At 74.0% G+C, this 23,064-nt stretch carries 19 protein-coding genes; 8 read left to right on the plus strand and 11 right to left on the minus strand.

Annotation, left to right across the window (positions count from 1 at the left end; translation table 11 throughout):
- Nucleotides 1-20 precede the first annotated feature (20 nt).
- Nucleotides 21-611: a TetR/AcrR family transcriptional regulator gene (locus OHS17_RS07890; RefSeq protein ID WP_330311583.1), complete on the plus strand. Its 591-nt coding sequence runs from the start codon at nucleotides 21-23 to the stop codon at nucleotides 609-611.
- A 12-nt stretch (nucleotides 612-623) separates the two neighbouring features.
- Here the strand turns inward: OHS17_RS07890 and OHS17_RS07895 are convergent, their stop codons facing one another.
- The 3 genes from OHS17_RS07895 to OHS17_RS07905 all read right to left on the minus strand — a co-directional run bounded on the left by OHS17_RS07895 (nucleotide 624) and on the right by OHS17_RS07905 (nucleotide 6,011).
- A complete protein-coding gene (locus OHS17_RS07895; RefSeq protein ID WP_330311584.1) occupies nucleotides 624-1,955 on the minus strand; it encodes an SWIM zinc finger family protein in 1,332 nt (443 codons plus the stop codon).
- Nucleotides 1,952-4,831 carry a DEAD/DEAH box helicase gene (locus OHS17_RS07900; RefSeq protein ID WP_330311585.1) on the minus strand — a complete coding sequence of 960 codons (2,880 nt, stop codon included), beginning with the start codon at nucleotides 4,829-4,831 and terminating at the stop codon, nucleotides 1,952-1,954. The genes OHS17_RS07895 and OHS17_RS07900 overlap by 4 nt, the downstream gene beginning before the upstream one ends.
- A 175-nt stretch (nucleotides 4,832-5,006) precedes the next feature.
- Entirely contained in the window at nucleotides 5,007-6,011 is a 1,005-nt protein-coding gene (locus OHS17_RS07905; protein WP_330315183.1) for a slipin family protein, read from the minus strand.
- Between the two features lie 238 nt (nucleotides 6,012-6,249).
- On the opposite strand from OHS17_RS07905, the gene OHS17_RS07910 reads away from it, so the two are divergent.
- Entirely contained in the window at nucleotides 6,250-6,597 is a 348-nt protein-coding gene (locus tag OHS17_RS07910) for a hypothetical protein (RefSeq protein WP_330311586.1), read from the plus strand.
- Nucleotides 6,598-6,612: 15 nt separating this feature from the next.
- On the opposite strand, the gene OHS17_RS07915 is transcribed toward OHS17_RS07910, so the two are convergent.
- Both OHS17_RS07915 and OHS17_RS07920 read right to left on the minus strand, forming a co-directional pair.
- Nucleotides 6,613-7,302, minus strand: a complete 690-nt coding sequence (locus OHS17_RS07915) for a class I SAM-dependent methyltransferase (RefSeq protein ID WP_330311587.1) — start codon at nucleotides 7,300-7,302, stop codon at nucleotides 6,613-6,615.
- 40 nt (nucleotides 7,303-7,342) lie between these two features.
- A complete protein-coding gene (locus OHS17_RS07920) occupies nucleotides 7,343-8,617 on the minus strand; it encodes a PucR family transcriptional regulator (RefSeq protein ID WP_443066122.1) in 1,275 nt (424 codons plus the stop codon).
- Nucleotides 8,618-8,729: 112 nt separating this feature from the next.
- Between OHS17_RS07920 and OHS17_RS07925 the strand changes: the two genes are divergently transcribed.
- Genes OHS17_RS07925 through OHS17_RS07935 form a run of 3 tightly spaced genes read left to right on the plus strand, consistent with a single transcriptional unit; the run spans nucleotide 8,730 to nucleotide 12,745 of the window.
- Complete coding sequence (locus OHS17_RS07925) at nucleotides 8,730-9,632, plus strand: SGNH/GDSL hydrolase family protein (RefSeq protein WP_330311588.1); 903 nt, start codon at nucleotides 8,730-8,732, stop codon at nucleotides 9,630-9,632.
- Nucleotides 9,633-9,635: 3 nt separating this feature from the next.
- On the plus strand, nucleotides 9,636-11,627 hold the full coding sequence (locus tag OHS17_RS07930) for a hypothetical protein (protein ID WP_330311589.1): 1,992 nt from the start codon (nucleotides 9,636-9,638) through the stop codon (nucleotides 11,625-11,627).
- A gap of 38 nt (nucleotides 11,628-11,665) precedes the next feature.
- Nucleotides 11,666-12,745 carry a tyrosine-protein phosphatase gene (locus tag OHS17_RS07935; RefSeq protein WP_330311590.1) on the plus strand — a complete coding sequence of 360 codons (1,080 nt, stop codon included), beginning with the start codon at nucleotides 11,666-11,668 and terminating at the stop codon, nucleotides 12,743-12,745.
- A gap of 1 nt (nucleotide 12,746) precedes the next feature.
- Here the strand turns inward: OHS17_RS07935 and OHS17_RS07940 are convergent, their stop codons facing one another.
- Entirely contained in the window at nucleotides 12,747-13,916 is a 1,170-nt protein-coding gene (locus OHS17_RS07940) for an ADP-ribosylglycohydrolase family protein (RefSeq protein WP_443066123.1), read from the minus strand.
- Between the two features lie 20 nt (nucleotides 13,917-13,936).
- Between OHS17_RS07940 and OHS17_RS07945 the strand changes: the two genes are divergently transcribed.
- The gene (locus OHS17_RS07945; RefSeq protein WP_330311592.1) at nucleotides 13,937-14,227 is read left to right on the plus strand and encodes a DUF6343 family protein; all 291 of its coding nucleotides are present in this window, start codon (nucleotides 13,937-13,939) and stop codon (nucleotides 14,225-14,227) included.
- Here the strand turns inward: OHS17_RS07945 and OHS17_RS07950 are convergent.
- The 5 genes from OHS17_RS07950 to rpsA form a co-directional block, all read right to left on the minus strand.
- Nucleotides 14,224-15,177, minus strand: a complete 954-nt coding sequence (locus tag OHS17_RS07950; RefSeq protein WP_330311593.1) for an IS481 family transposase — start codon at nucleotides 15,175-15,177, stop codon at nucleotides 14,224-14,226. The genes OHS17_RS07945 and OHS17_RS07950 overlap by 4 nt on opposite strands.
- Nucleotides 15,178-15,298: 121 nt before the next feature.
- On the minus strand, nucleotides 15,299-15,661 hold the full coding sequence (locus tag OHS17_RS07955; RefSeq protein ID WP_018104561.1) for a tetratricopeptide repeat protein: 363 nt from the start codon (nucleotides 15,659-15,661) through the stop codon (nucleotides 15,299-15,301).
- Nucleotides 15,662-15,746: 85 nt separating this feature from the next.
- Complete coding sequence (gene coaE / locus OHS17_RS07960; RefSeq protein WP_330311594.1) at nucleotides 15,747-16,352, minus strand: dephospho-CoA kinase; 606 nt, start codon at nucleotides 16,350-16,352, stop codon at nucleotides 15,747-15,749.
- A gap of 77 nt (nucleotides 16,353-16,429) precedes the next feature.
- Complete coding sequence (locus OHS17_RS07965; protein ID WP_330311595.1) at nucleotides 16,430-17,368, minus strand: PAC2 family protein; 939 nt, start codon at nucleotides 17,366-17,368, stop codon at nucleotides 16,430-16,432.
- Nucleotides 17,369-17,536: 168 nt separating this feature from the next.
- On the minus strand, nucleotides 17,537-19,048 hold the full coding sequence (rpsA, locus tag OHS17_RS07970; RefSeq protein ID WP_018104558.1) for a 30S ribosomal protein S1: 1,512 nt from the start codon (nucleotides 19,046-19,048) through the stop codon (nucleotides 17,537-17,539).
- 396 nt (nucleotides 19,049-19,444) lie between these two features.
- Here rpsA and OHS17_RS07975 point away from each other — a divergent pair, with 396 nt between their 5' ends.
- A complete protein-coding gene (locus tag OHS17_RS07975) occupies nucleotides 19,445-20,257 on the plus strand; it encodes a class I SAM-dependent methyltransferase (RefSeq protein ID WP_330311596.1) in 813 nt (270 codons plus the stop codon).
- Nucleotides 20,258-20,522: 265 nt separating this feature from the next.
- Nucleotides 20,523-23,027 carry an ATP-dependent helicase HrpB gene (gene hrpB / locus OHS17_RS07980; RefSeq protein WP_330311597.1) on the plus strand — a complete coding sequence of 835 codons (2,505 nt, stop codon included), beginning with the start codon at nucleotides 20,523-20,525 and terminating at the stop codon, nucleotides 23,025-23,027.
- Nucleotides 23,028-23,064 lie beyond the last annotated feature (37 nt).

Raw genomic sequence — 23,064 nt, forward strand, 5'->3', positions numbered from 1 at the left:
CACTTTTCTCCGGAGCCGCCATGTCCGCCCCTTCCCCGCACCCCCGCCCCGAGAAGGGCCCCCGCGCCGCCGAGGCGATCTTCGACGCCACGCTGCGGCTGCTCGCCGAGCGCGGGTACGCGGGGCTCACGATCGAGGCCGTCGCCCAGGAGGCGGGGGTCAACAAGACGACGATCTACCGCTGGTGGCCGTCGAAGGCGGCGCTGCTGCGGGCGGCGCTGCTCCGGGCCCGGGTGCTGGACATCGACGTCCCCGACACCGGTTCGCTGCGCGGGGACCTGATCGCGCTCACCGAGCAGGTGGCCGCCCTGGTCACCGGCGTACGGACGCGGGCGGTCGTGCGGGCCCTGGCCTCGGGTACGGGGCTGGCCGACGACGAGCTCGCCGCGCTCGCCCGGGACTTCTTCGCGGACCGGTTCGCGCGCGAGCAGCCGGTGTTCGCCCGGGCCGCCGCACGCGGGGAGCTGCCTCCGGGGGCCGACACGAAGCTGCTGCTCGACCTGATCGCCGGGGCCGTGTGGGTGCGGGCGGCGCTCAGGAACGAGCCCGTACCGGCCGGGTTCGCCGCCGCCGTGGTCGACGCGGTGCTGCCGCCCGGGTACGGCGGCTGAGCAGCGGGCCCCTCAGCCGCCGGTCAGCTCCAGGAGCGCGCCGACCGGGTCGTGGTCGGGGGCGGCGCGCGGCCACCACTCGTCCTGGCCCGGGTCCGACTCGTAGCCGTACCAGCGGCCGTCGCGGCCGAAGCGGAGCTGGAGAGCGCCGCCGGGGTGCGTGAGGTGGTTGCGCCAGGGCTGGAAGCGGGGGAAGCCGGCGGCGGCGAGGGCCGGGCGGGCGCGGTCGAACGGGCCGGCCGGGGGGTCCCACGGGGTTTCCAGGACCGCCAGTCCCTCGGCCTCGCCCTGCCGCCAGGCGGCCACGGCGCGGGCCAGGTCCGTGATGTTGCGGCCGGTGGCGGAGGCCAGCTCCCGGTAGAGGGCGCGGGTCGTCGCGGTGAGCCCGGCGGTGGGTCCGGCGGCGGCGAGGCGGACGGCGTCCTGCCAGGTGGTGAGCCCGGCGAGCGGGTCGTGGCCGGTGGTCAGCAGGGCGTGGGCGCGGGCCGCCGCGTCGGTGGCGAGCTGGTCCAGGGCGAGCGGGTCCCGGGCGCCGGGGAGGACCGGGTAGGCGGGCGGGCGGCCCGGGTGCGGGTCGACGGGGAAGGGCGCGGGCAGCGGGGGCAGGAAGCGGCCGGCCACCGCCTCTTCGGCGGGGACGGACGGGGTGTCGGGGGCGGGGGGCCGCTCCCGGGCGGAGTGCGCGGCGTTGCGCCGGGCCAGCTCGTCGAGCAGCTCGCGCTCGCCCCGGCCGCGCAGCAGGAGCAGGACGAACGGGTCGGTGTCCAGCAGGAGGGCCATCTGGTAGCTGAGGGCGGCGACGTGCTTGCAGGGCCGGCCCCGGTCGGGGCAGGTGCAGGCGGGGTCGAGGTCGCCCGGGGCGGGCAGCAGGGTCATCCCGGCGTCGGTCGCCGTGTCGGCCAGGGAGTGCGGCATCTCCTTGGCGAGGAGCGCGGCGAGGTGGCCGGGGCGGGCGGCGACCGCGTCGAGCAGGGTGTCCCAGTCGGGGTCGGGGAAGGTGCGCAGCCGCAGCTCCGCGCGGTACGGGCGGGGGCGGCTGCCGTGCACGTACGCGACGACGTGCCCCGGGGTGACGGTGATCGCGGCGACGTGGCCGCCGTCCGCGTAGTCCCGCCCCCGGGCGAGGCGCGGGCCGTCCATCGACAGGGATTCGAGGGCCGCCACCCAGGCCCGGCCCCACCAGCTTTCCGCGAACGGCTCGCCCTCCCCGGACGTGCGCGCCGGGACGGCCTCGAAGGTGCGCCGCAGGTCGTCGGGCCCGGGGCGGGAGCGGGCGCCGGGGCGGGCGGCGAGCGGTCCGGTGGTGGGGCGGGGGGCGCCGGTGCGGCGGGGGGCGGGGCTCATGACGGCCTCCGGAGGGAGACGAGGTCGGCCAGGTCGCGGTCGCTCAGCTCGGTGAGCGCGCTCTCGCCGCTGCCGAGGACGGCGTCGGCAAGGGCCCGCTTGGCGAGCAGCATCTCGCCGATCCGGTCCTCCACCGTGCCCTCGGCGATCAGCCGGTGCACCTGGACGGGCTGGGTCTGGCCGATGCGGTAGGCCCGGTCCGTGGCCTGCTCCTCGACCGCCGGGTTCCACCAGCGGTCGTAGTGGATGACATGGGCGGCCCGGGTGAGGTTGAGCCCGGTGCCCGCCGCCTTGAGGGAGAGCAGGAAGACCGGGACCTCGCCGGACTGGAAGCGGTCCACCATCCGTTCCCGCTCGGGCACCGGCGTACCGCCGTGGAGGAGCTGGGAGGGGATCGCGCGGGCGGTCAGATGGGCGGACAGCAGCCGGGCCATCGTCACGTACTGGGTGAAGACGAGCACGGAGCCGTCCTCGGCGAGGATCGTGTCGAGCAGTTCGTCCAGGAGGGCGAGCTTTCCGGAGCGTCCGGTGAGCCGGGCGGCGTCCTCCTTCAGATACTGCGCGGGGTGGTTGCAGATCTGCTTGAGCGAGGCCAGCAGCTTCATGATCAGGCCGCGCCGGGCGATGCCCTCGGACGCCTCGATGTACGCCATGGTCTCGCGCACCGTGGCCTCGTACAGCGTGGCCTGCTCGCGGGTGAGGAAGACGGGGTGGTCGGTCTCCGTCTTGGGCGGCAGCTCGGGCGCGATCCCGGGGTCGGACTTCTTGCGGCGCAGCAGGAACGGCCGCACGAGCCGGGACAGCCGCTCCACCGCCTCGTCGTTGCCGAGTCCCGCCGCCGTGCCGGTGTTCTCCACGATCCGGGCGTGGCGGGCCCGGAACGCCTTGAGCGGGCCGAGCAGTCCGGGCGTGGTCCAGTCGAGCAGCGCCCACAGCTCGGAGAGGTTGTTCTCCACCGGGGTGCCGGTGAGGGCGACGCGCGCCGGGGACGGGATGGTGCGCAGGGCCTTGGCGGTGGACGAGTGGGGGTTCTTGACGTGCTGCGCCTCGTCGGCGACGACCAGGCCCCAGCCGTGGGCGGCCAGCTCGGCGGCGCTGGAGCGCATCGTGCCGTACGTGGTGAGGACGAAGCCCCGGTCCGCCCCGGTGAGGCTGCGGCCGGTGCCGTGGAACCTGCGCACGGGAACGCCGGGGGCGAAGCGGTTGATCTCGCGGTGCCAGTTGCCCAGCAGGGAGGCGGGGCAGATGACCAGTGTGGGCGCGGGGTGGGCGCGGTGGAGGTGGAGGGCGATCAGGGTGATCGTCTTGCCGAGGCCCATGTCGTCGGCGAGGCAGCCGCCGAGGCCGAGGGAGGTCATCCGGTCCAGCCAGGCGAGCCCGCGCAGCTGGTAGTCCCGGAGCGTGGCGTGGAGTCCGGGCGGCGGGGCGAGCGGGGCGTCGTCGGTGAGGAGGCGGGTGCGCAGCTCCGCGAGCGCCCCGGCGGGCACCGCCTCGACCTGCTCGCCGTCCACCTCGGCGCTGCCGGTCAGGGCGACGGCCAGGGCGTCCACCGGGTCGAGCAGGCCCAGCTCCCGCTTGCGGGCCTTGCGGACGAGCGCGGGGTCCACGACGACCCACTGGTCCCGCAGCCGCACCACGGGGCGGTGGGCCTCGGCGAGCACGTCCATCTCGGCCTCGGTGAGCCGCTCGTCGCCGAGCGAGAGCTGCCAGTCGAACGCGAAGAGCTGTTCGGCGTCGAAGAACGCGGTGCCGTCCGTGGCCGTGCCGGGCGCGGGCCTGACCACGGCCGCGGCGGTGAGGGTGCGGGCCAGCTCCCTGGGCCAGTGGACGCTCACTCCGGCGGCGGCGAGGCGGCTCCCGGCGTCGCCCAGCAGCTCGTACAGCTCGTCCTCGCCCAGGGCCAGCACATCGGGGACCGGCTGGTCCAGCAGCCGTTCGAGCGGGGCCCAGACGCGGGCCGCGCGGCGCAGGGCGAGCGCGGTGTCGACACGGGCCCGGGGCCCGAACGGCTCGCCCGCCTCACCGGCCCACAGGGCGGCGGCGTCGACCACGTAGGTGGGGTCGGCGAGGCTGTGCACCTGGGTGATCGCGGCGGCGGCGTGCCGCTCGGGGGTGCCCCCTGTCTCGTCGGGGCCGGTCGCATCGTTGGGGCCGGTCGTGTCGAAGAGTTCGTACGCGGACAGGTCCAGGCGGAGCGAGACCCGGACCCCGGCGTCCAGGCCCGAGGCGACCTCGACGGCCCAGTCACGGGCGCCGGGCAGATGCTGGGGCTCGGCCGCCGCGAAGGGGGCACCCACGGCGAACGCCGCGGCGGGCGTCCGGGGCAGCGTGTCGGCGACGGCGTCGAGGAAGGCGCCGATCAGCGCCTCGGGGTCGGGCAGCCGGGGCGGGATCGGGCCGGGCAGCGGGACGGCGTATCCCTCCCAGGGCAGGGCGGCGGCCACCGCGCGCAGGTGGGCGACGTCCCCGGCGTCGCGCGGGCCCGCCCGCCAGGCGTCGTGGTCGTCGGCCGTCAGCCCGGGGAGCATGCGGCCGCCGGCCACCAGGTGCAGCGCGTGCAGGGCGGCGGCGCCCCAGGCGCGGGTGGCCGGGTGGGCGGAGCGCAGGTGGCGGGCGCGGGCGAGCAGGGGCAGGGCGTCGGCGACGGTGAGCAGGAGCGCGGGCACGGCCTGCGGGCGGACCTCGCCCCCGGCGCCGTACGGCCGGACGACCGTGATCTCCTCGCTCCGGGCGCCTTCGGTCCCGGGGAGCGGGGCGTCGAACGGGTCCCAGAAGGCGACGCGGCCCCGGCGCGGCGGCGTACCGGGCAGGAAGACGGCGGCGCAGCGCAGCAGACGATTGTCGTCCGCGTCCTGCGGCGACGGTGCGGTGCCCATCGGTCCCTCCCCTCACGCGCTTCGTCCCTGGTCAGCACGGACGGCCCGGACTGATCCCACTGCTCCGCGAGTCTAGGCGGGGGCTCTGACAACGGGCTCCGGCGAGGCCCGGCCGCCGCCGTCCCCGCAGCTCGTACGGGTCGGGCGGCGGCCGGGCAGCGACCGCGCGGAGCGGTCAGTGGTGGGCGTACGGCTGCGAGGAGACGGCCGGACGCGGGTCCGGCGTACCGGGGTCCGAGGGCCGCGTCCCGTCCGGGGCGGACGCACCGGAGTCCGAGGACCGCGTCCCGTCCGCGGCGGACGCACCGGAGTCCGAGGGCCGCACCCCGTTCGGAGCAGACGTACCGGAGTCCGCCGGCCCCACCCGCGTACCGGCGTCCGGCGTCTGCGCGGCCTCGGGAGCGGGCGCCCCCGGCGCCCCCTGCTGGGCCCGTTCCAGGAACCGCAGGAGCTCCACCGGGAACGGCAGCACCAGGGTGGAGTTCTTCTCTGCCGCCACGGCCACCACGGTCTGGAGCAGTCGCAGCTGGAGCGCGGCGGGCTGGGTGGACATCTCCGACGCCGCCTCGGCCAGCTTCTTGGACGCCTGGAGTTCCGCGTCCGCGTTGATGACCCGGGCGCGCCGCTCACGGTCGGCCTCGGCCTGGCGGGCCATGGAGCGTTTCATGGTCTCCGGCAGCGAGACGTCCTTGATCTCGACCCGGTCGATCTGGACGCCCCAGCCGACCGCGGGGCTGTCGATCATCAGCTCCAGGCCCTGGTTCAGCTTCTCCCGGTTGGACAGGAGGTCGTCCAGATCGCTCTTGCCGATGATGGAACGCAGGGACGTCTGCGCCATCTGCGAGACCGCGAAACGGTAGTCCTCGACCTCCACGACCGCGCTCGCCGGGTCGACGACCTTGAAGTAGATGACGGCGTCCACCCGGACCGTGACGTTGTCCCGGGTGATCCCGTCCTGGGCCGGCACGGGCATGGTCACGATCTGCATGTTGACCTTGCGCAGCCGGTCGACGCCCGGCAGCACCATCGTGAAGCCCGGCGAACGCACCTCGTCGCGGAGCCGGCCCAGTCTGAGGACCACGCCCCGTTCGTACTGCCTGACGACCCTGGCGGCCGCTGCCAGGTACAGGGCGCCCACCGCCGCTGCCGCGACCACCGCGATCAAGAGGTCCTGGACCATGACGGCCCCCTGCCAGCCGGACATCCCCGGCTCTCGACCTCGCACCTCATTCGTGCGCTATTACCACGGTATGCCCGGTTCTGCTCAGGGTCGAGCGTCCGCGGGTACGCCGGGTGCGGTCGCGCTCCCCCGCCCGGCCGCTTCCCGGATGCCGGGGCCCGGGGAAGCGGGCAGGGTGAGCGGCACCGGCACGTACACCCGCGGTGTGCGTGGTGACGAGACAGACGAGGATCCGCCCATGCCCGTGATCGACCGCCGACGCCGCCGGCTCGGCATCGCCGCCCAGGCCGTGTTCCTGACCCTCACCGTCGCAGGCTGCTCGGGCCTCGGCCGGACCGCGGTCGGCCCGGTCATCTACACCACCGAGCGGGACGCCGTGGTCGAGGTGAACAGCCCCTCGGTCAAGGGCTGCCACCGGCTCGCCCCGGCCGGTGCGAAGGCGGTGGCCAACGAGACGCTGGTCGACATCGTGCTGTACCGGACGCCCAACTGCACCGGCAAGGGCACGACGTACGTCGCCACGACGTTCTCGGACGTCAACGCGCCGAACGCGCGCCCCTGGCGCAGCTTCAGCACCATCCACTGACCGCCCGGGCGGCCGCTACACGGGCACGGCCCGCACCCAGATGCCGTCGTCCGTGAGACAGCGGTCCACCTTCAGCCCGGCCGCTTCCAGGTGCCCTTCGAACTCCTCCTTCGTCAGCGGCCGGGACCGGAAGGTCTGCGTCCACCGGGCGTCGGGGAACTCGTACTCCGCGCGCACCGAGCGCACCCCGTCGCCGACCGGCTCCGAGGAGACGATGCGCACGGTGTGACCGCCGGGGTCGGTGCGCTCGCGCGGGACGTGGTAGTCCGCCCCCTCGCGCTGGAGGAGCACCACGCCCCCGTCGCGTACGTAACGGCGGCAGGTCCGCAGCAGCCCGTCGCGCACCCCGGGGTCGCCCGCGTGGACGAGGAACGAGCCGAGCATGACGACGTCGAAGGTCTCCTCGCCGAGGTCCAGGGACTCGATCGGGGAGCACACCGTCCGCGCGCCGCGCACCCGCTCCAGCATCTGCGGGGACTCGTCCACCGCCGTTATCCGGAAGCCGCGCTCGATCAGCGGATGCGTCACCCGGCCCACCCCGCAGCCCAGTTCCAGAATGTGCGCACCGGCGGGGACGGCCGCCTCGATCACGTCCGGTTCGTCGCGCACGGGCAGCCGGGTGTACAGCTCGACCGCGCAGCCGTCCGGGGTGATCGCGCCCGGCCCGGTCCCTGAGTAACCCTCACGCACCAGTTGTCCGCTCATACCCACCGAACGACCGCACGGGGGCACTCGTTCCCGCTCCTCACACGGAGCGGCGCGCGACCAGGGCGGCGCTCAGGTGCTGGAGGTCTGCGGGCCGGGCCGGGGAGAGGCCGGTGAGGCGGTCGATGCGGCGGATGCGGTAGTCGACGGTGTTGGGGTGGACGTGCAGCGCCGCCGCCGCGGCCCGGCGGTCGAGGCCGTGTCCGAGGTACGTCTCCAGCGTGTGCAGCAGCTCCGGCTTGGCGTCCAGCGGGCTCAGCAGCCCCGCGAGCCCGCGCAGCGCCTCGCTGGGCCTGCTCAGCTGGTACTCCAGGAGCACGTCGGCCAGCCGGTAGAGGCCGGGGGCCCGGCCGGTCCGGGCCACCAGGTCCACGATCTCCCCGTTCCGGGCCACCGCCGCGGGCACCCCGCCCGGCGTGGCGGTCTCGGCGGCGGCCGTGACGGGGACCCCCGCCGCCCGGGTCGCCTCGGCGATCAGGTCGCACAGCCCGCCGGGCCCGTCCCACCGCGGCGGCTCCGCGACGGGCAGCAGCACGGTCCCGCCGGACGCGTCCAGGGCGGTCAGCGCGGGCGTCCCGGCGAACCGGTCGAGGGTCGTCCGGATGCGCCGTATCTTCCGCCGGGCGGCCACGCCCGCGCCCGCCCCGGAGCCGGTCCCCGCCCCCCGCGCCGGTCCCGCCCCCGTCTCGTCCGGGTGCGGGGCCAGTGCGAGCGTCATCGTCAGATAGCGGGCGGCCGGGCGCAGGCCGGTGCGGCGGGTGAAGCCGTCCAGGTCCTCACCGGTCAGCAGCGCGGCCATCAGCGCGTGCCGGCCGCCGTGCTCCTGGCTGTCCAGGATCTGCCGGGCCTCCAGATAGGCACCGCTCACCGCGGAGGTCAGCTGCTGCTGGAGGACGAGGATGCGGTCCATGATCTCCAGGACGGCGGGCAGGTCCCCGGGCCCGGCGTCCTGCGCGGTCTCCTCCCAGCACATCGCGACGCCGACCTGGTAGGCGGTGAGGATGGCGTCCAGCGGCACGCCCTCCTCGGCACGCTGGGCCGCCGAGTCGCGCTGCTGGGCGAGTTCGCCGTCGGTGGCGGCCCTGCGGTGTTCGAGGACGTCCGCGAAGAGCCGCAGATTGTGCTGGACGATGTCCGCGATGTCGCCCGCGATCTCCTCGTGCGGCAGCTCCGCGTAGACCGGGAGGTCACTGAGAAGACGGGCGACCACCCGGGTGGTCAGGGCGGGGACGCGGGCCCGCAGTCGTACCGCCACGGGGCGTCCGGCGATGGCCAACGGCCGCTGCCTGTCGGCCCGTTCATTGTCACGCGTCACAAAAGCCCCCGGCTAAGTCTGCGTTACCCACCAGTTAAACGACGGCGTTCGAGTCTGCATGATGACCGGCGACACCCGCCATGCCCCCACTCATAGCGCACCGGAGGTCGTCATGAACTCGTCCCGGAACAAGACGTTCTGTCGTACGGTCAGAGGAGCCGCCACCGCCGCCGCCCTGGCCTCCCTGGCCGTCGGCACCACCGCCTCCGGCGCCTGGGCGGCGAGCGCCGACGCCCCCGTGCAGTACGTGGCCCTCGGCGACTCGATGGCCTCCGGGCCGCTCATCCCGGGCATCACCGGACCGCTGGCCTGCGGCCGTTCCACCCACAACTACGCGCACGAGCTGGCGGCGAGCATCGGCGCCTCGCTGCGCGACGTCACCTGCAGCGGGGCCCAGTCCAAGCACATGACGGAGAAGCAGTCGCTGTCGCTGCTCGACGTGCCGATGGGCTCGGCGGCGCCCCAGTTCGACGCGCTGCGCGCCGACACCGATCTGGTGACCCTCACCATCGGCGGCAACGACGCCGGTCTCGTCGGCATCGCGCAGGACTGCATGCAGCTCGACCCGACCGCGACCCCGTGCAAGGACAAGCTGACCGAGGGCGGGGTCGACCAGGTGGCGCAGCGGATCGACGCCTTCGCGCCGCGCCTCGGAGCCGTACTGGACGGAATCCACCAGCGCTCGCCGCAGGCCAGGGTCCTCGTGACGGGCTACGGGCTCTACATCAAGCCGGGCGGCTGCTGGCCGCTGCAGCCGGTGCTGCCGGTCGACGCGGACTTCCTCCAGGGCAGCGTCAACCGGATGAACGCGGTGATCGCCGAGCAGAGCGCCGCGCACGGCGCCGAGTACATCGACGTCGCCACGCCGAGCAAGGGCCACGACGCCTGCCAGGCCCCGTCCGACAAGTGGGTCGAGGGATACGTACCGACCGCGTCGGCCGCCCCGCTGCACCCGAACCAGCGGGGCGAGGCCGCCTACGCGCGCATCATCGGCGCCCACCTCCAGGGGAGCTGAGCCGTGCGGCAGCGGATGCTCGACGGACTGCTCGCGCTCGCGCTCGGCACGGCCGCGCTCCTCGCCCCGCCCGCCCACGCGGCCCCGGCGGACCCCTCCCCGGCGCGGAGCTGCGACCCGCTGGCACCCGCCGAGTGCCTGCTGCCGTTCCCCAACGACTGGTACACCCGGCCGGACCCGCGCACCGACACGGGCCGCCGGGTGGCCTTCGACGCCTCGGCGCTGCCCCGGCCCGCGACCGGGCAGGCCGTCGACCCGGCCGCCTGGAACCGGTCCGACGGCTTCTCCCCCGGCTCCACGCTGATCGCCCAGGTCCCGGGGCTCGACCTGGCCCGGACCGGCGCGGCCCCGCTCACCGACATCGGCCGCTCCCTGGACCGGAACGCGCCCGTCGTCCTGCTGGACACCACCACCGGTGAGCGGTGGCCGTACTGGGCCGAGCCGGACAGCAACGCCACCGACCCCGCGCGCCGGGCCCTGCTGATCCACCCGGCCCGCAATTTCGAGGACGGCCACCACTACGCCGTGGCGCTGCGCCACCTCAAGGACGGGTCGGGCCGTACGATTCCGGCCGCCGCCCCCTTCGCCGCCGTCGCCGGGAAGCGGCTGACCGCCCACGATCCGCTGCGCGCCCGCCAGGACCGGCTGCGGCCCGCGCTGTCCGCGCTGCGCCGGGCGGGCGTCTCCTCCCAGGGGCTCCACCTCGCCTGGGACTTCACGGTCGCCTCGACGCGCAGCCTCACCGGCGACCTGTTCACCCTCCGCGACGACGCGTTCCGCAGGCTCGGCGACCGCTCGCCCGCCTTCACGGTCACCGGGGTCACCGACTTCACCGAGGAGCAGGACGCCCGGATCGCCCGTGAGGTCACCGGCGATATCACCGTCCCGGGCTATCTGGACGCGCCCGGCGGGCCGCCCGGCTCGGTGCTGAACCGCGACCGGAACGGCACCCCGCGCGCGCTTCCGGGCAGCACCCAGACCGCCGCGTTCCGCTGCGAGATCCCGCGCGCCGCGTTCCGCAGCCCCTCGCACCCCTCGCTGTACGGGCACGGGCTGCTCGGCTCACGCAACGAGGTCGGCGCGGGCAACGTCAAGGACATGGCCGCCGAGCACGACTTCACGTTCTGCGCGACGGACTGGAGCGGCATGGCCAAGGACGACATCCCCGTCGTGCTGGCCGCGCTCGCCGACCCGAGCCTCTTCCCGGCCGTCCCCGAGCGCAGCGAACAGGGCATGCTGAACGCCCTGTTCCTCGGCCGCGCCCTGATCCACGCCCGGGGCCTGACCACCGACCCGGCGTTCCGCACGGCCGACGGGCGTCCGCTCGTGGACACCCGGCACGGACTCGCGTACGACGGGAACAGCCAGGGCGGCATCCTCGGCGGCGCGCTCGTCGCCGCCTCCACCGACATCCGGCGCGGGGTGCTCGGCGTCACCGGCATGAACTACGGCCTGCTCCTCAACCGCAGCGCCGACTTCGCCCCCTTCCAGCAGGTCCTGGACGCCGCCTACCCGGACAAGCTGCACCAGCAACTGGTCCTCCAGCTCTTCCAGATGGTCTGGGACCGGGGCGAGACCGACGCGTACGCCACCCACCTCACCGACCGTCACCAGGTCCTCATGCATATCGCGTACGGCGACCACCAGGTCGCGAACGCGGCGGCCGACGTGGAGGCGCGCACCCTCGGCGCCCGGCTGCTCACCCCCGCGCTCGCCGGGGGCCGCAGCCCCGACACCGTCCCGTACTGGGGCATCCGGCGCATCGCCCCGCGCCAACTCCCGTACCGGGGATCGGCGATGACCGTCTGGGACAGCGGTACGCCCACGCCCCCGGTGACCAACACCCCGCCCGCCGGACCGGCGTACGGGCACGACCCGCACGAAGATCCCCGCAACTCGCCCGCCGCACGTCAGCAGAAAGCCACCTTCCTGACCACCGGCCGGGTCATCAATGTCTGCGGCACCACCCCGTGCACCGCCACCCCGACCTCCTGACGCCTCCCCTGCCCCGCAGGGTCACGACAAGGAGCACCATGCGTACGCACCGCATCGCCGGAGCCGTCCTCGCCACCGCCCTCCTCACCGGTACGGTCATGGCCCCGGCCGCCCTCGCCGCGCCGCCCGCGACCGCTTCGGCCGTCGCGCAGTCCGCCGTCCCGTTCACGGCGGCCACCGCCACCCGCACCGCCGACGGCGGCCACACCCTGTCCTGGGCATCGCCCGCCGGATCGGTGACCGTCACCGCCGTCACCTCGCCCGACGCCACCACCGGCACCGCGCTCGGCACGGCCCCCGGCACCGGCTCGCTGACCGTCGCCCCGGGCACACTCCCGGAGGCCGGGCGCTGGTACTTCCGGCTGGTCCCGGACAACGGCAGCCCGCTCGTCGTCGCCGACCGCTCACTCGGCCTGGCCTCCGCCCGCAACTTCCGGGACATCGGCGGCTACCGCACCACGGACGGGCACTGGGTGCGCCCGGGCCTGGTCTACCGCTCCAACAAGCTGAGCGGTCTCACCGACGCCGACCAGCAGCGGCTCGTCTCCCAGAAACTCACGCTCGACGTGGACCTGCGCAATGCCCAGGAGCGCCACGACGACCCGGACCGGCTGCCCGCCGGGGTGCGCTACCAGGTCGCGGACGTCGTCTCGCTCGCGCACGGCATCCGCTTCCACGACTCGGCCCTGATGACCCTGGCGGAGGCCATCGCCGCCGGGCTCTTCTCCGGCTCCTCGGACCTCGGCCAGTCCATCGGCTACCCGTTCATGGTCAACTTCGTGGGCGCGGACCACGCCTTCCACGACCTCGTCACGGCCGTCGCCTCGAACACCTCCGGCGCCACGGTCTTCCACTGCAGCGCGGGCAAGGACCGCACCGGCTGGGGCACGGCCGTCCTGCTCACCCTGCTCGGTGTCCCCCGGGCCACGGTCGAGGCGGACTTCCTGGCCAGCAACCAGTACACCGGCGACCCGAAGGCCGTGGAGCTGAGCTGGCTGCGCGCCGCGTACGCCGAGGTGGACCAGATCTACGGCGACTTCGACACGTACGTACGCGAGGGGCTGAAGCTCGACGCGGCGACCGTGGCGGCGCTGCGGGCGAAGCTGCTCACCGACTGACTCAGCAGCCCGGGTAGCGGTCCTGCGGCCACTCGACGGCGTGCGCGAACTCCAGGCACAGGTCGTCGGCCACCTCGGCGATCACCCCGCGTCCCTCCGTCAGCACCAGCCAGTGCGGAGGGAGGCGGGTGTCGCCGTGGTGGGCGCCCAGCAGGTTGCCGCAGACCGCGCCGGTGGAGTCGCTGTCGCCGGAGTGGTTGACGGACAGCAGCAGGGCCTCGGCGACCTGGCCGGGCTCCGGCAGGACGAGCGCGCAGTACACCGCGATGGCCAGCGCCTCTTCCGCCACCCAGCCCTGCCCCAGGGACTCCACCTTCTCGGCGCTCGGCCCGTTCGCCGCCGACAGATCGACGGCCGCGCGCAGGGCGGCGGTGGTCTCCTCGTGGCCCCGGTGCCGGGCGAGCAGGTCCATGGCCCGCAGCACGGCACCGGGCAACGAGTCGCCCTCCAGGAGGTATCCGACGATCGCCGCGAGCGCCCCGGCCGCGTAGGCGCCGGTGGGATGGCCGTGGGTGATCTGCGCGCACCGGGCTGCGAGCGCGAAGCCGGTGGCCGGGTCCTCGCCGGTCAGGCCGAAGGGCGCGGACCGCATGACGGTGCCGCAGCCCTTGGAGCCGGTGTTGACCGGGCCGGGCTCGCCGATCGGGCCCCTCGGGTCCGGGATGTGGCCGGCGGCGAGGCCGGTCAGGCAGGCGTTCCCGGGGGCGCGCCGGGCGTACAGCCAGGGCTGCTGCCGGAGCCATCCGTTGCGGACGGGATGCTCGGCCGGGGCGGCGGGCGGCGCCGGGTGGTTCTGCGTGTCCAGCCAGCGCCGGTACGCGTTCCTGACGATGCCCGTCTCGGCGCCGCCGATGCCCTTGGCCATGGCGCGGGAGTGCGCCCGGATCAGCCCCTCGGCGGTGAACAGCGTCATCTGGGTGTCGTCCGTGATCCGGCCGACGACCCCTTCGTCGTCCGGAGTCATGCCGCGTACGCCACGCTCGCCGTGCGCGCGCCGGATGCCCGCGAGCGACAGGAACTCGACCGGGTTGCCCAGGGCGTCCCCGATCGCCCCGCCCAGCAGACATCCGCGCACCCTGGCCCGGCGCACCGGGAGGTCCGCCCCTGTCGTCGTACCGGTCACCGTCGGCCCCCGCCCTCTCGCGCCGCACCTGTCCGGCCGTGGGTCCATGCTGGTAGGGAGGCGATGCCATGCGTACCGGGAATGAACCGACGACCGCCCGCAGTCCGCTGCGGATGCGGCTCTGGCTGAGTCTATGGGGCCTGGCCTGGGCCGTCTTCGGGGTGACGGCCTTCGCCGTGAACGGCCGCACCGGCTGGGCCGCCGTCTGCGGGGTGCTGCTCGTCCTGGTCCTGGTGGACCTGTGCGTGGTCGTGCACCGGATGCGTCAGGGCGCGTACTACCAGCCGGGCCGCTCGATCCCGCCGTACGACCCCGACCACGGCCCACGCGGCAAGGGCCCTCCTCCGGGCACGCCCTAGCTGTATTGCCCTGTGAGGTTGGGGACGCGGCTGGCGGGTGGCTTGCCTGCGAGCGCGGTGTGTCCGCGGTGGTGATTGTAGGTGTGCAGCCAGCCGGGGAACGCGTCGCGTCGTTCCTGCTCTGATTGGTAGGGGCGGGCGTAGGCCCACTCGTCGAGCAGGGTGCGGTTGAGGCGTTCGACCTTGCCGTTGGTCTGCGGCCGGTAGGGGCGGGTTCGCTTGTGGGTGATCCCGGCCGCTGCCAGGGTGTCGCGCCAGGTGTGGGACTTGTAGCAGGAGCCGTTGTCGGTCAGGACGCGTTCGACGGTGATGCCTGCGCTGGTGAAGTAGGCGTGGGCCCGCTGCCAGAAGGCGGTGGCGGTCTCCTTCTTCTCGTTGGTGTGGATCTCGCTGTAGGCGAGGCGGGAGTGGTCGTCGACGGCGGTGTGGATGTAGCTGTAGCCGGCGCTCTTGCGGGTCTTGCGGCCGGCCTGGCGGCCCAGCACCTTGTGGCCGCCGCCGTCGGGGATGTTGCCGAGCTTCTTGATGTCCACGTGCACCAGTTCGCCGGGCTTCTCGCGTTCGTAGCGGCGTATGTTCCGGCCGGTCGCACGGTCCAGATGGGTTAGACGGGCGAGCCCGAACCGGGTGAGGACCCGGTGCACGGTCGAGGGCACCAGTCGCAGGTGGTGGGCGATGCGGGCCGGGCCCCAGCGCCGTAGGACACGAACTTTGATGATGCGCCGCTCGGTGCGGGTCGGGGTCCGCCCGGGACTGTGACGAGGACGCGAGGAGCGGTCGGTCATGCCCGCTTCACCGAGGTGCCGGTAGCGGCCGGCCCAGCGCTGGGCTGTGGTTGGTGAGACCTGGAAGCGTTCGGCGGCTCGGCGCAGCGGCCAGCCCTCCTCGACCACACAGCGGGCCAGGCGCAGGCGTCCAGTCTCGGTCAGGGGTGCATTACGGTGGGGCACGAGGGCCTTTCGGTCAGGTGTTGACATCGCAATCCACACCGAACCGGAAGGCCCTCACCTGCTTCAAGATCCCTCAGCCGAGACCTGGCTCACCCGTCCACAACCTCCCAGGACAGAACACCTAGCTGTCGAAGCGGGCCGCGCGCAGGTACTCCGGCTTCGGGTCGAGCGCGGCCGCCAGCCGGAAGTGGCGGGTGGCGCGCTCGGGGTGGCCGGAGCGCTCGAAGGTGCGGGCGAGGGCGAAGTGCGCGAAGGCGTTGTCGGGTTCGCGCTCCAGCACCAGCTCGAATTCCAGCTCGGCGGGGCGCAGCTGGGCCGCCGCGAAGAAGGCGCGGGCGCGCAGCAGCCGGGCGGCGGTGTTCTCGGGGTGGGCGGCGATCACCGAGTCGAGCAGCCGCACGGCGCCCCGGGGATCGCGCGCGGCGAGCAGCTGCTCGGCCGCACGGAAGTCGATGACGTCGGTTTCCGGGGTCCTCTCGGGCACGGTGGCATCCTTCCCTGGTCCGTCCCGGGGTGAACACGGGGGCGGCTGCGGGTATTCCGGTACGACCCCTTGGCGCGGCCCCGGCTCAGCCCTTCGCCGCCGCCCGGCGGCTCAGCTCCGCCCAGACCTCGCGGACCCGGGCCACCAGCTCCTCCACCGGTCCGTCGTTGTCGATGACCAGGTCGGCGACGGCGCGCCGCTGTTCGCGGGTGGCCTGGGCGGCCATCCGGGCGCGGGCGTCCGCCTCGGTCATGCCGCGCAGCCGGACGAGCCGGTCGAGCTGGGTCTCCGGGGCGGCGTCGACCACGATGACCAGGTCGTAGAGGGGGGCGAGGCCGTTCTCGGTGAGGAGGGGGACGTCGTGGACGACCACGGAGTCCGGTCCGGCGGCCTTCTCCAGTTCGGCGGAGCGGTCGCGGACCAGGGGGTGGACGATCGCGTTGAGCGCGGCGAGGCGGTCCGGGTCGGCGAAGACGATCGCACCGAGCGCGGGCCGGTCCAGAGTGCCGTCCGGGGCCAGGACGCCGGGGCCGAACTCCTCGGCCACGGCGGCGAGTCCGGGGGTGCCCGGCTCGACCACCTCACGGGCGATGCGGTCCGAGTCGATCAGGACGGCCCCGTGCCCGACGAGCAGCCGTGACACTTCGCTCTTACCGGCTCCGATGCCCCCGGTCAGGCCCACTCTCAGCATGCCCGGAGCCTAATGCCCGCTGCCCGTGGCCCCCACAGGCGGGGCCACGGGCAGCGGGCACGAAAACGGGGCGGCGCTCAGACGTCGCCCTCGCGCTCGGCGAGGAACTTCTCGAATTCGAGGCCGATCTCGTCGGCCGACGGCAGGTCCGCCGGTTCGGCGACCAGGTTGCCCCGGGTCTCCGCGCCCGCGACCGCGTCGTACTGGTGCTCAAGGCCCTCGACCAGCGAGACCAGTTCCTCGTCGCCCTGGCCGATCTGGCGGTCGATCTCCGTCTGGGTGCGGTGCGCCTCGGTGCGCAGGGAGTGCGCGACGGACGGCAGGACCAGGCCGGTCGCGGCCGTGATCGCCTCCAGCGCGGTGAGCGCGGCGTCCGGGTAGGCGGAGCGGGCGACGTAGTGCGGGACGTGGGCGGCGACGCCGAGCACGTCGTGGCCCGCCTCCATCAGCCGGTACTCGACCAGCGCCTCGGCGGAGCCGGGGACCTGCGCCTCCTCGAAGGGGCTGCGGTGGCCGGGCGTGAGGTCGGTGCGGTTGCCGTGCGGGGTGATGCCGACGGGGCGGGTGTGCGGGACGCCCATCGGGATGCCGTGGAAGTTGACCGCGAGGCGGACACCCAGGCGCTCGACCACCTCCTCGACGGCGGCGGCGAACCTCTCCCACTCCACGTCGGGTTCGGGTCCGGACAGCAGCAGGAACGGCGCGCCCGTGGCGTCCTGGACGACGCGGACCTCCAGGGCGGGCGTCTCGTACGCCGCCCAGCGGTCGCGCTTGAACGTCAGCAGCGGACGCCGGGCGCGGTAGTCGATCAGGCGGTCGTGGTCGAAGCGGGCCACGACCTGGTGCGGCAGCGATTCGAGCAGGCCGTCCACGATCTGCTCGCCGGTCTCACCCGCGTCGATGTAGCCCTCGAAGTGGTAGAGCATGACCAGGCCGGCCGACTCCTGGGCGAGCGCCATGTCGACCACAGCCAGGCCCTTCGGCTCCCATTCGTACAAACTCTGCGGATCAGGCACGGTTACCGCTCCTCCTTGTGTTCCTGGAGAAGAACGCCCCGGGGTACCCCGGTCATTCCCCGTACGCGCTCTTTCACTCCGGAAACACGCGAGGCCCGCTCCCCGAAGGGAGCGGGCCTCACGGTCACTTACCTACCGCAGCCGATGACCGGCCGGAGGGACAGAGCGTCAGCTCTGGCCACCCGCCAGCTTCTCGCGGAGCGCGGCGAGGGCCTCGTCCGACGCCAGGGCGCCGGAGTTGTCCGCGGACTCCGAGGAGTAGGAGCCGCCGCCACTGCCGCCCGAGGCGGCCGGGGCGTTGCCGGCGGGGGCGGCAGCGCCCTCGGCGGCAGCGGCCTCGTCGGCCTCGCGGGACTTGATGACCTGGGCCTGGTGCTGCTCGAAGCGCTGCTGCGCCTCGGCGTACTGGGTCTCCCAGACCTCGCGCTGAGCCTCGAAGCCCTCGAGCCAGTCGTTGGTCTCGGGGTCGAAGCCCTCGGGGTAGATGTAGTTGCCCTGGTCGTCGTAGGACGCGGCCATGCCGTACAGGGTCGGGTCGAACTCGACCGAGGCCGGGTCGCCGCCGAACGCCTCGTTGGCCTGCTTCAGCGAGAGGCTGATGCGACGGCGCTCGAGGTCGATGTCGATGACCTTGACGAAGATCTCGTCGTTGACCTGGACGACCTGCTCCGGGATCTCCACGTGGCGCTCGGCCAGCTCGGAGATGTGGACCAGGCCCTCGATGCCCTCGTCCACGCGGACGAACGCACCGAACGGAACGAGCTTGGTGACCTTACCGGGGACGACCTGCCCGATCTGGTGCGTACGGGCGAACTGCTGCCACGGGTCTTCCTGCGTCGCCTTGAGCGACAGCGAGACGCGCTCGCGGTCCATGTCGACGTCGAGGACCTCGACGGTGACCTCCTGGCCGACCTCGACAACCTCGGAGGGGTGGTCGATGTGCTTCCAGGACAGCTCGGAGACGTGCACCAGACCGTCGACGCCGCCCAGGTCCACGAAGGCACCGAAGTTGACGATCGAGGAGACGACGCCGGAGCGGACCTGACCCTTCTGGAGGGTCGTGAGGAACGTCTGGCGGACCTCGGACTGGGTCTGCTCGAGCCAGGCACGGCGGGACAGGACCACGTTGTTGCGGTTCTTGTCCAGCTCGATGATCTTGGCCTCGAGCTCCTTGCCCACGTACGGCTGGAGGTCGCGGACACGACGCATCTCGACGAGCGACGCCGGGAGGAAGCCACGGAGGCCGATGTCGAGGATGAGACCACCCTTGACGACCTCGATGACGGTACCGGTGACGATGCCGTCCTCTTCCTTGATCTTCTCGATGGTGCCCCAGGCACGCTCGTACTGAGCGCGCTTCTTCGAGAGGATCAGGCGGCCTTCCTTGTCCTCCTTCTGGAGAACCAGGGCCTCGATCTCGTCACCGACCTTGACGACCTCGTTCGGGTCGACGTCGTGCTTGATCGAGAGCTCGCGGCTCGGGATGACACCTTCGGTCTTGTAACCGATGTCGAGGAGAACCTCGTCCCGGTCAACCTTGACGATGACACCGTCAACGATGTCGCCGTCGTTGAAGTACTTGATCGTCTCGTCGATCGCCGCGAGGAACGCGTCCGCGTCGCCGATGTCGTTGACCGCAACCTGCGGAGTGGTGGCGGTGGTCTCGGTGCTGCTCGTCATGTGGGAAAGGGCTCCGGTACGGACAGTGAGTCGTAGGTACTGCTACGCCGAAAGCCCGTATCGCCTCTGCCTAAGCCGGACAGCCCGGGAAGCGCCAATTCCGTGACCGGAAGGCGCCTCGTGAACCGAGGGGACTAGCAACAGATGCGAGCGCGGCCTGCTAGGTCTGAGGAGCGCAGGCTCGCAGCGCAACTTGTAGCATACGGGGGCAGCAGGGCACGGTCAATGCGCGAAGGCGGACACCACGGGCACAAAGCCCCATATCCGGCACAACTCGGGTTCACCGAGGCCAGATCGTGTCCGGCAGCGTCGGGACACACCGGTTCAGCGCTGCGCAGGCCCCCTTGGTACGTACCGCGTACGACGGGGTGAAGGCAAACTACAACGACGGACACGATGAGCCAAGAGATGTACGCCGCCGAACCCGAGGCGACCCGCCGCACCGCCGGGACCGCCGAGAGCAGCCGGGCCAGCCGGAGCTGGTGGAACCGGAACGCCGACGAGTACCAGAGCGACCACGGCGCCTTCCTCGGCGACGACCGCTTCGTCTGGGGCCCCGAGGGCCTGGACGAGGAGACGGCCGGGCTGCTGGGCCCCGCCACCGCGTTGAAGGGGCTCGACGTCCTGGAGATCGGCGCCGGCGCGGCGCAGTGCTCCCGCTGGCTGGCCGCGCAGGGCGCCCGCCCCGTCGCCCTGGATCTCTCCCACCGCCAGCTCCAGCACGCCCTGCGCATCGGCGAGGACGTCCCGCTGGTCGAGGCGGACGCCGGGCGGCTGCCGTTCCGCGACGCCTCCTTCGACCTCGCCTGCTCCGCCTACGGCGCGGTGCCCTTCGTCGCCGACCCGGTCCAGGTCTTCCGCGAGGTCCGCCGGGTGCTGCGCCCCGGCGGCCGCTGGGTGTTCTCCGTGACGCACCCCGTCCGCTGGGCCTTCCCGGACGAGCCGGGCCCCGAGGGCCTTTCGGTGGCCGCCTCCTACTTCGACCGCACGCCCTACGTCGAGCAGGACGAGCAGGGCAACGCGGTGTACGTCGAGCACCACCGCACGCTGGGCGACCGGATCCGGGACGTGGTCGCGGGCGGCTTCCGGCTGGTGGACCTGGTCGAGCCGGAGTGGCCCTCCTGGAACGACCAGGAGTGGGGCGGCTGGTCCCCGCTGCGCGGCAACCTGATCCCGGGGACCGCGATCTTCGTCTGCGTACGGGACTAGGGGGTGTCTTGCCGATCATGGCCGGGTCCGCGACGCCTGGCACGGCACCTCGCGGCGTTGCCGAAACGCCCCAATAGCTCCTTCCCCGAGCTCTCAACTCCGTTCGAGCAGGGGAGACCCCAGCCGAGACGCTCCGGCGCCTTGCGATGCACCGCACCAGACGCCGCAGCCTGATCCGACCCTGATCGACAAGACACCCCCTAGGGCCTTTCCTCTGGATCAGGCCGGTTCGGGGCGCGGGCGCCCTCCGTACGAGACTGGGGGCGTGATCCGCACCGACGCCCTCGACCGGCTGCCCGTCCGCACCGCCGTCCCCGCCCTCCGGCAGGCGCTCGACGACCACGGGACCGCGGTGCTGTGCGCACCCCCCGGCACCGGCAAGACCACCCTCGTCCCGCTCGCCCTGGCGGGGCTGACCGGCGAGGGCCAGGTGCGCCGGGTTGTCGTCGCCGAGCCGCGCCGGATCGCCGCCCGCGCGGCGGCCCGGCGCATGGCGTGGCTGCTGGGCGAGCGGACCGGGGAACGTGTCGGGTTCACCGTGCGCGGCGAGCGGGTGGTGGGCCCGGACACCGTGGTGGAGGTCGTCACCACCGGTGTGCTGCTCCAGCGGTTGCAGCGCGACCAGGAGCTGGCCGGGGTGGACGCGGTGATCATCGACGAGTGCCACGAGCGCCATCTGGACGCGGACACGGTGGCCGCGTTCCTGCTGGACGTGCGCGCCGCGCTCCGCCCGGACCTGCGCCTGGTGGCGGCGTCCGCGACGACGGACGCGGAGGGCTGGGCACGGCTGCTCGGGGACGCCCCGGTGGTCGAGGCGCAGGGCGTGTCGCACCCGGTGGACGTGGTGTGGGCCCCGCCGTCGGTGCCGGTACGGCCGCCGCACGGGATGCGGGTCGACCCGGCGCTGCTGAGCCATGTCGCCTCCGTGGTGCGGCGGGCGCTCGCCGAGCGGGACGGCGACGTGCTGTGCTTCCTGCCCGGCGTCGGCGAGATCGGCCGGGTGGCCGGGCAACTGACGGGCGTGGCGGCCGAGGTGCTCCAGGTGCACGGGCGGGCCCCGGCGGCCGTGCAGGACGCGGTGCTGGCCGGGTCCTCGGAAGGGCGCCGGGTGGTCCTGGCGACCTCGGTGGCGGAGTCGTCGCTGACGGTCCCCGGGGTGCGGACGGTGGTCGATTCGGGGCTCGCCCGGGAACCGCGCACCGATCACGCCCGGGGGCTGAGCGCGCTGGCCACCGTACGGGCGTCGCAGGCGGCGGGCCGGCAGCGCGCGGGCCGGGCGGGGCGCGAGGCGCCGGGGACGGTGTACCGCTGCTGGGACCGGGCGGAGGACGGCCGGCTCGCCCGGTTCCCCTCGCCGGAGATCAGGGTGGCCGATCTGACGGCGTTCGCCCTCCAGGCGGCCTGCTGGGGTGATCCGGACGCGTCCGGGCTCGCGCTGCTCGACGCCCCGCCGGAGGGCGCGATGACCGCAGCGCGCGAGGTCCTCGGCGCGGTCGGCGCGGTGGGTCCGGACGGCCGGGTCACCGAGCGGGGCGTGCGGATGTCCCGGCTCGGACTGCACCCCCGGCTGGCCCGGGCGCTGCTGGACGGGGCGGCCGAGGTGGGCGGGCGCCGGGCCGCCGAGGTGGTGGCGCTGCTGAGCGAGGAACCGCCGCGCGCGTACGGGGACGACCTGGCGGCCGTGCTGCGCACCGCGCGCCGGGGCCAGGACGCCTACGCGGGGCGCTGGCGCCAGGAGGTGCGGCGCCTGTCGTCCGCGCTGAAGGGCGACGGCGGTTCCGGCCGGAGCGTCGCGGACGACGCGGCGGTGGGGCTGGTCGCCGCCCTGGCGTTCCCGGAGCGGGTGGCGCGGGCGCGGGGCGGCGGGGCGTTCCTGATGGCGTCGGGCACGGGCGCGGAGCCGGGCGAGGGCTCCGGGCTGCGCGGGGCGCCCTGGCTGGCCGTGGCGGTCGCGGACCGGCCGGCGCACGCGGCGTCGGCCCGGGTGCGCCTGGCGGCCGTCATCGACGAGGACACCGCGCTCCTGGCGGCGGGGCCGCTGCGGTGCGCGGGCGAGGAAGTCCGCTGGGACGGCCGGGACGTGGTGGCCCGCCGGGTGGAGCGGCTGGGGGCGGTCGAGCTGGCCGCGCGCCCGCTGAAGCAGCCCGATCCGGGACTGGTCCGCGAGGCCCTGGTCGAGGGGCTGCGACGCGAGGGCCCGGGGCTGCTGCGGTGGAGCCGGGACGCGGGGCAGCTGCGGGAGCGGCTGGCCTTCCTGCACCGGGTGCTGGGCGAGCCGTGGCCGGACGTGTCGGACGGGGCGCTGCTCTCGGACCCGGGGGCCTGGCTGGAGCCCGAGCTGTCCCGGGCGCGGCGGCGCTCGGACCTGGCCACGGTCGACGCGGGGCAGGCGCTGCGGAGGCTGCTGCCGTGGGCGACGGGCGAGGCGGTCCGGCTGGACACGCTGGCACCGGAGCGGATCGAGGTGCCCAGCGGTTCGCGGATCCGGGTGGAGTACGGCGGGGAGCAGCCGGTGCTCGCGGTGAAGCTCCAGGAGCTGTTCGGGCTCCAGGAGACCCCGGAGGTGGCGGGCGTTCCGGTCCTGGTGCACCTGCTCTCCCCCGCCGGGCGGCCGGCGGCGGTGACGGCGGACCTGGCGTCGTTCTGGCGCGACGGCTACAAGGCGGTCCGGGCGGAACTGCGCGGCCGCTATCCGAAGCACCCGTGGCCGGAGGACCCGACGACGATGGAGGCGACCCGCTTCACGAAGGCGCGGCTGAAGCGGGAGTGAGCACGCCGCAGCCCCTCCGCCGGGCGGAGGGGCTGCG

Source organism: Streptomyces sp. NBC_00523 (assembly GCF_036346615.1).
Classification (GTDB): Bacteria; Actinomycetota; Actinomycetes; order Streptomycetales; family Streptomycetaceae; genus Streptomyces.

Bases quoted from the DNA above. Each gene is read 5' to 3' on its own strand.
- OHS17_RS07890 (WP_330311583.1), top strand. From the start codon at position 21: ATGTCCGCCCCTTCCCCGCACCCCCGCCCCGAGAAGGGCCCCCGCGCC.
- OHS17_RS07895 (WP_330311584.1), bottom strand. From the start codon at position 1,955: ATGAGCCCCGCCCCCCGCCGCACCGGCGCCCCCCGCCCCACCACCGGA.
- OHS17_RS07900 (WP_330311585.1), bottom strand. From the start codon at position 4,831: ATGGGCACCGCACCGTCGCCGCAGGACGCGGACGACAATCGTCTGCTG.
- OHS17_RS07905 (WP_330315183.1), bottom strand. From the start codon at position 6,011: ATGGTCCAGGACCTCTTGATCGCGGTGGTCGCGGCAGCGGCGGTGGGC.
- OHS17_RS07910 (WP_330311586.1), top strand. From the start codon at position 6,250: ATGCCCGTGATCGACCGCCGACGCCGCCGGCTCGGCATCGCCGCCCAG.
- OHS17_RS07915 (WP_330311587.1), bottom strand. From the start codon at position 7,302: ATGAGCGGACAACTGGTGCGTGAGGGTTACTCAGGGACCGGGCCGGGC.
- OHS17_RS07925 (WP_330311588.1), top strand. From the start codon at position 8,730: ATGAACTCGTCCCGGAACAAGACGTTCTGTCGTACGGTCAGAGGAGCC.
- OHS17_RS07935 (WP_330311590.1), top strand. From the start codon at position 11,666: ATGCGTACGCACCGCATCGCCGGAGCCGTCCTCGCCACCGCCCTCCTC.
- OHS17_RS07940 (WP_443066123.1), bottom strand. From the start codon at position 13,916: ATGGACCCACGGCCGGACAGGTGCGGCGCGAGAGGGCGGGGGCCGACG.
- OHS17_RS07945 (WP_330311592.1), top strand. From the start codon at position 13,937: ATGCGTACCGGGAATGAACCGACGACCGCCCGCAGTCCGCTGCGGATG.
- coaE (WP_330311594.1), bottom strand. From the start codon at position 16,352: ATGCTGAGAGTGGGCCTGACCGGGGGCATCGGAGCCGGTAAGAGCGAA.
- rpsA (WP_018104558.1), bottom strand. From the start codon at position 19,048: ATGACGAGCAGCACCGAGACCACCGCCACCACTCCGCAGGTTGCGGTC.
- OHS17_RS07975 (WP_330311596.1), top strand. From the start codon at position 19,445: ATGAGCCAAGAGATGTACGCCGCCGAACCCGAGGCGACCCGCCGCACC.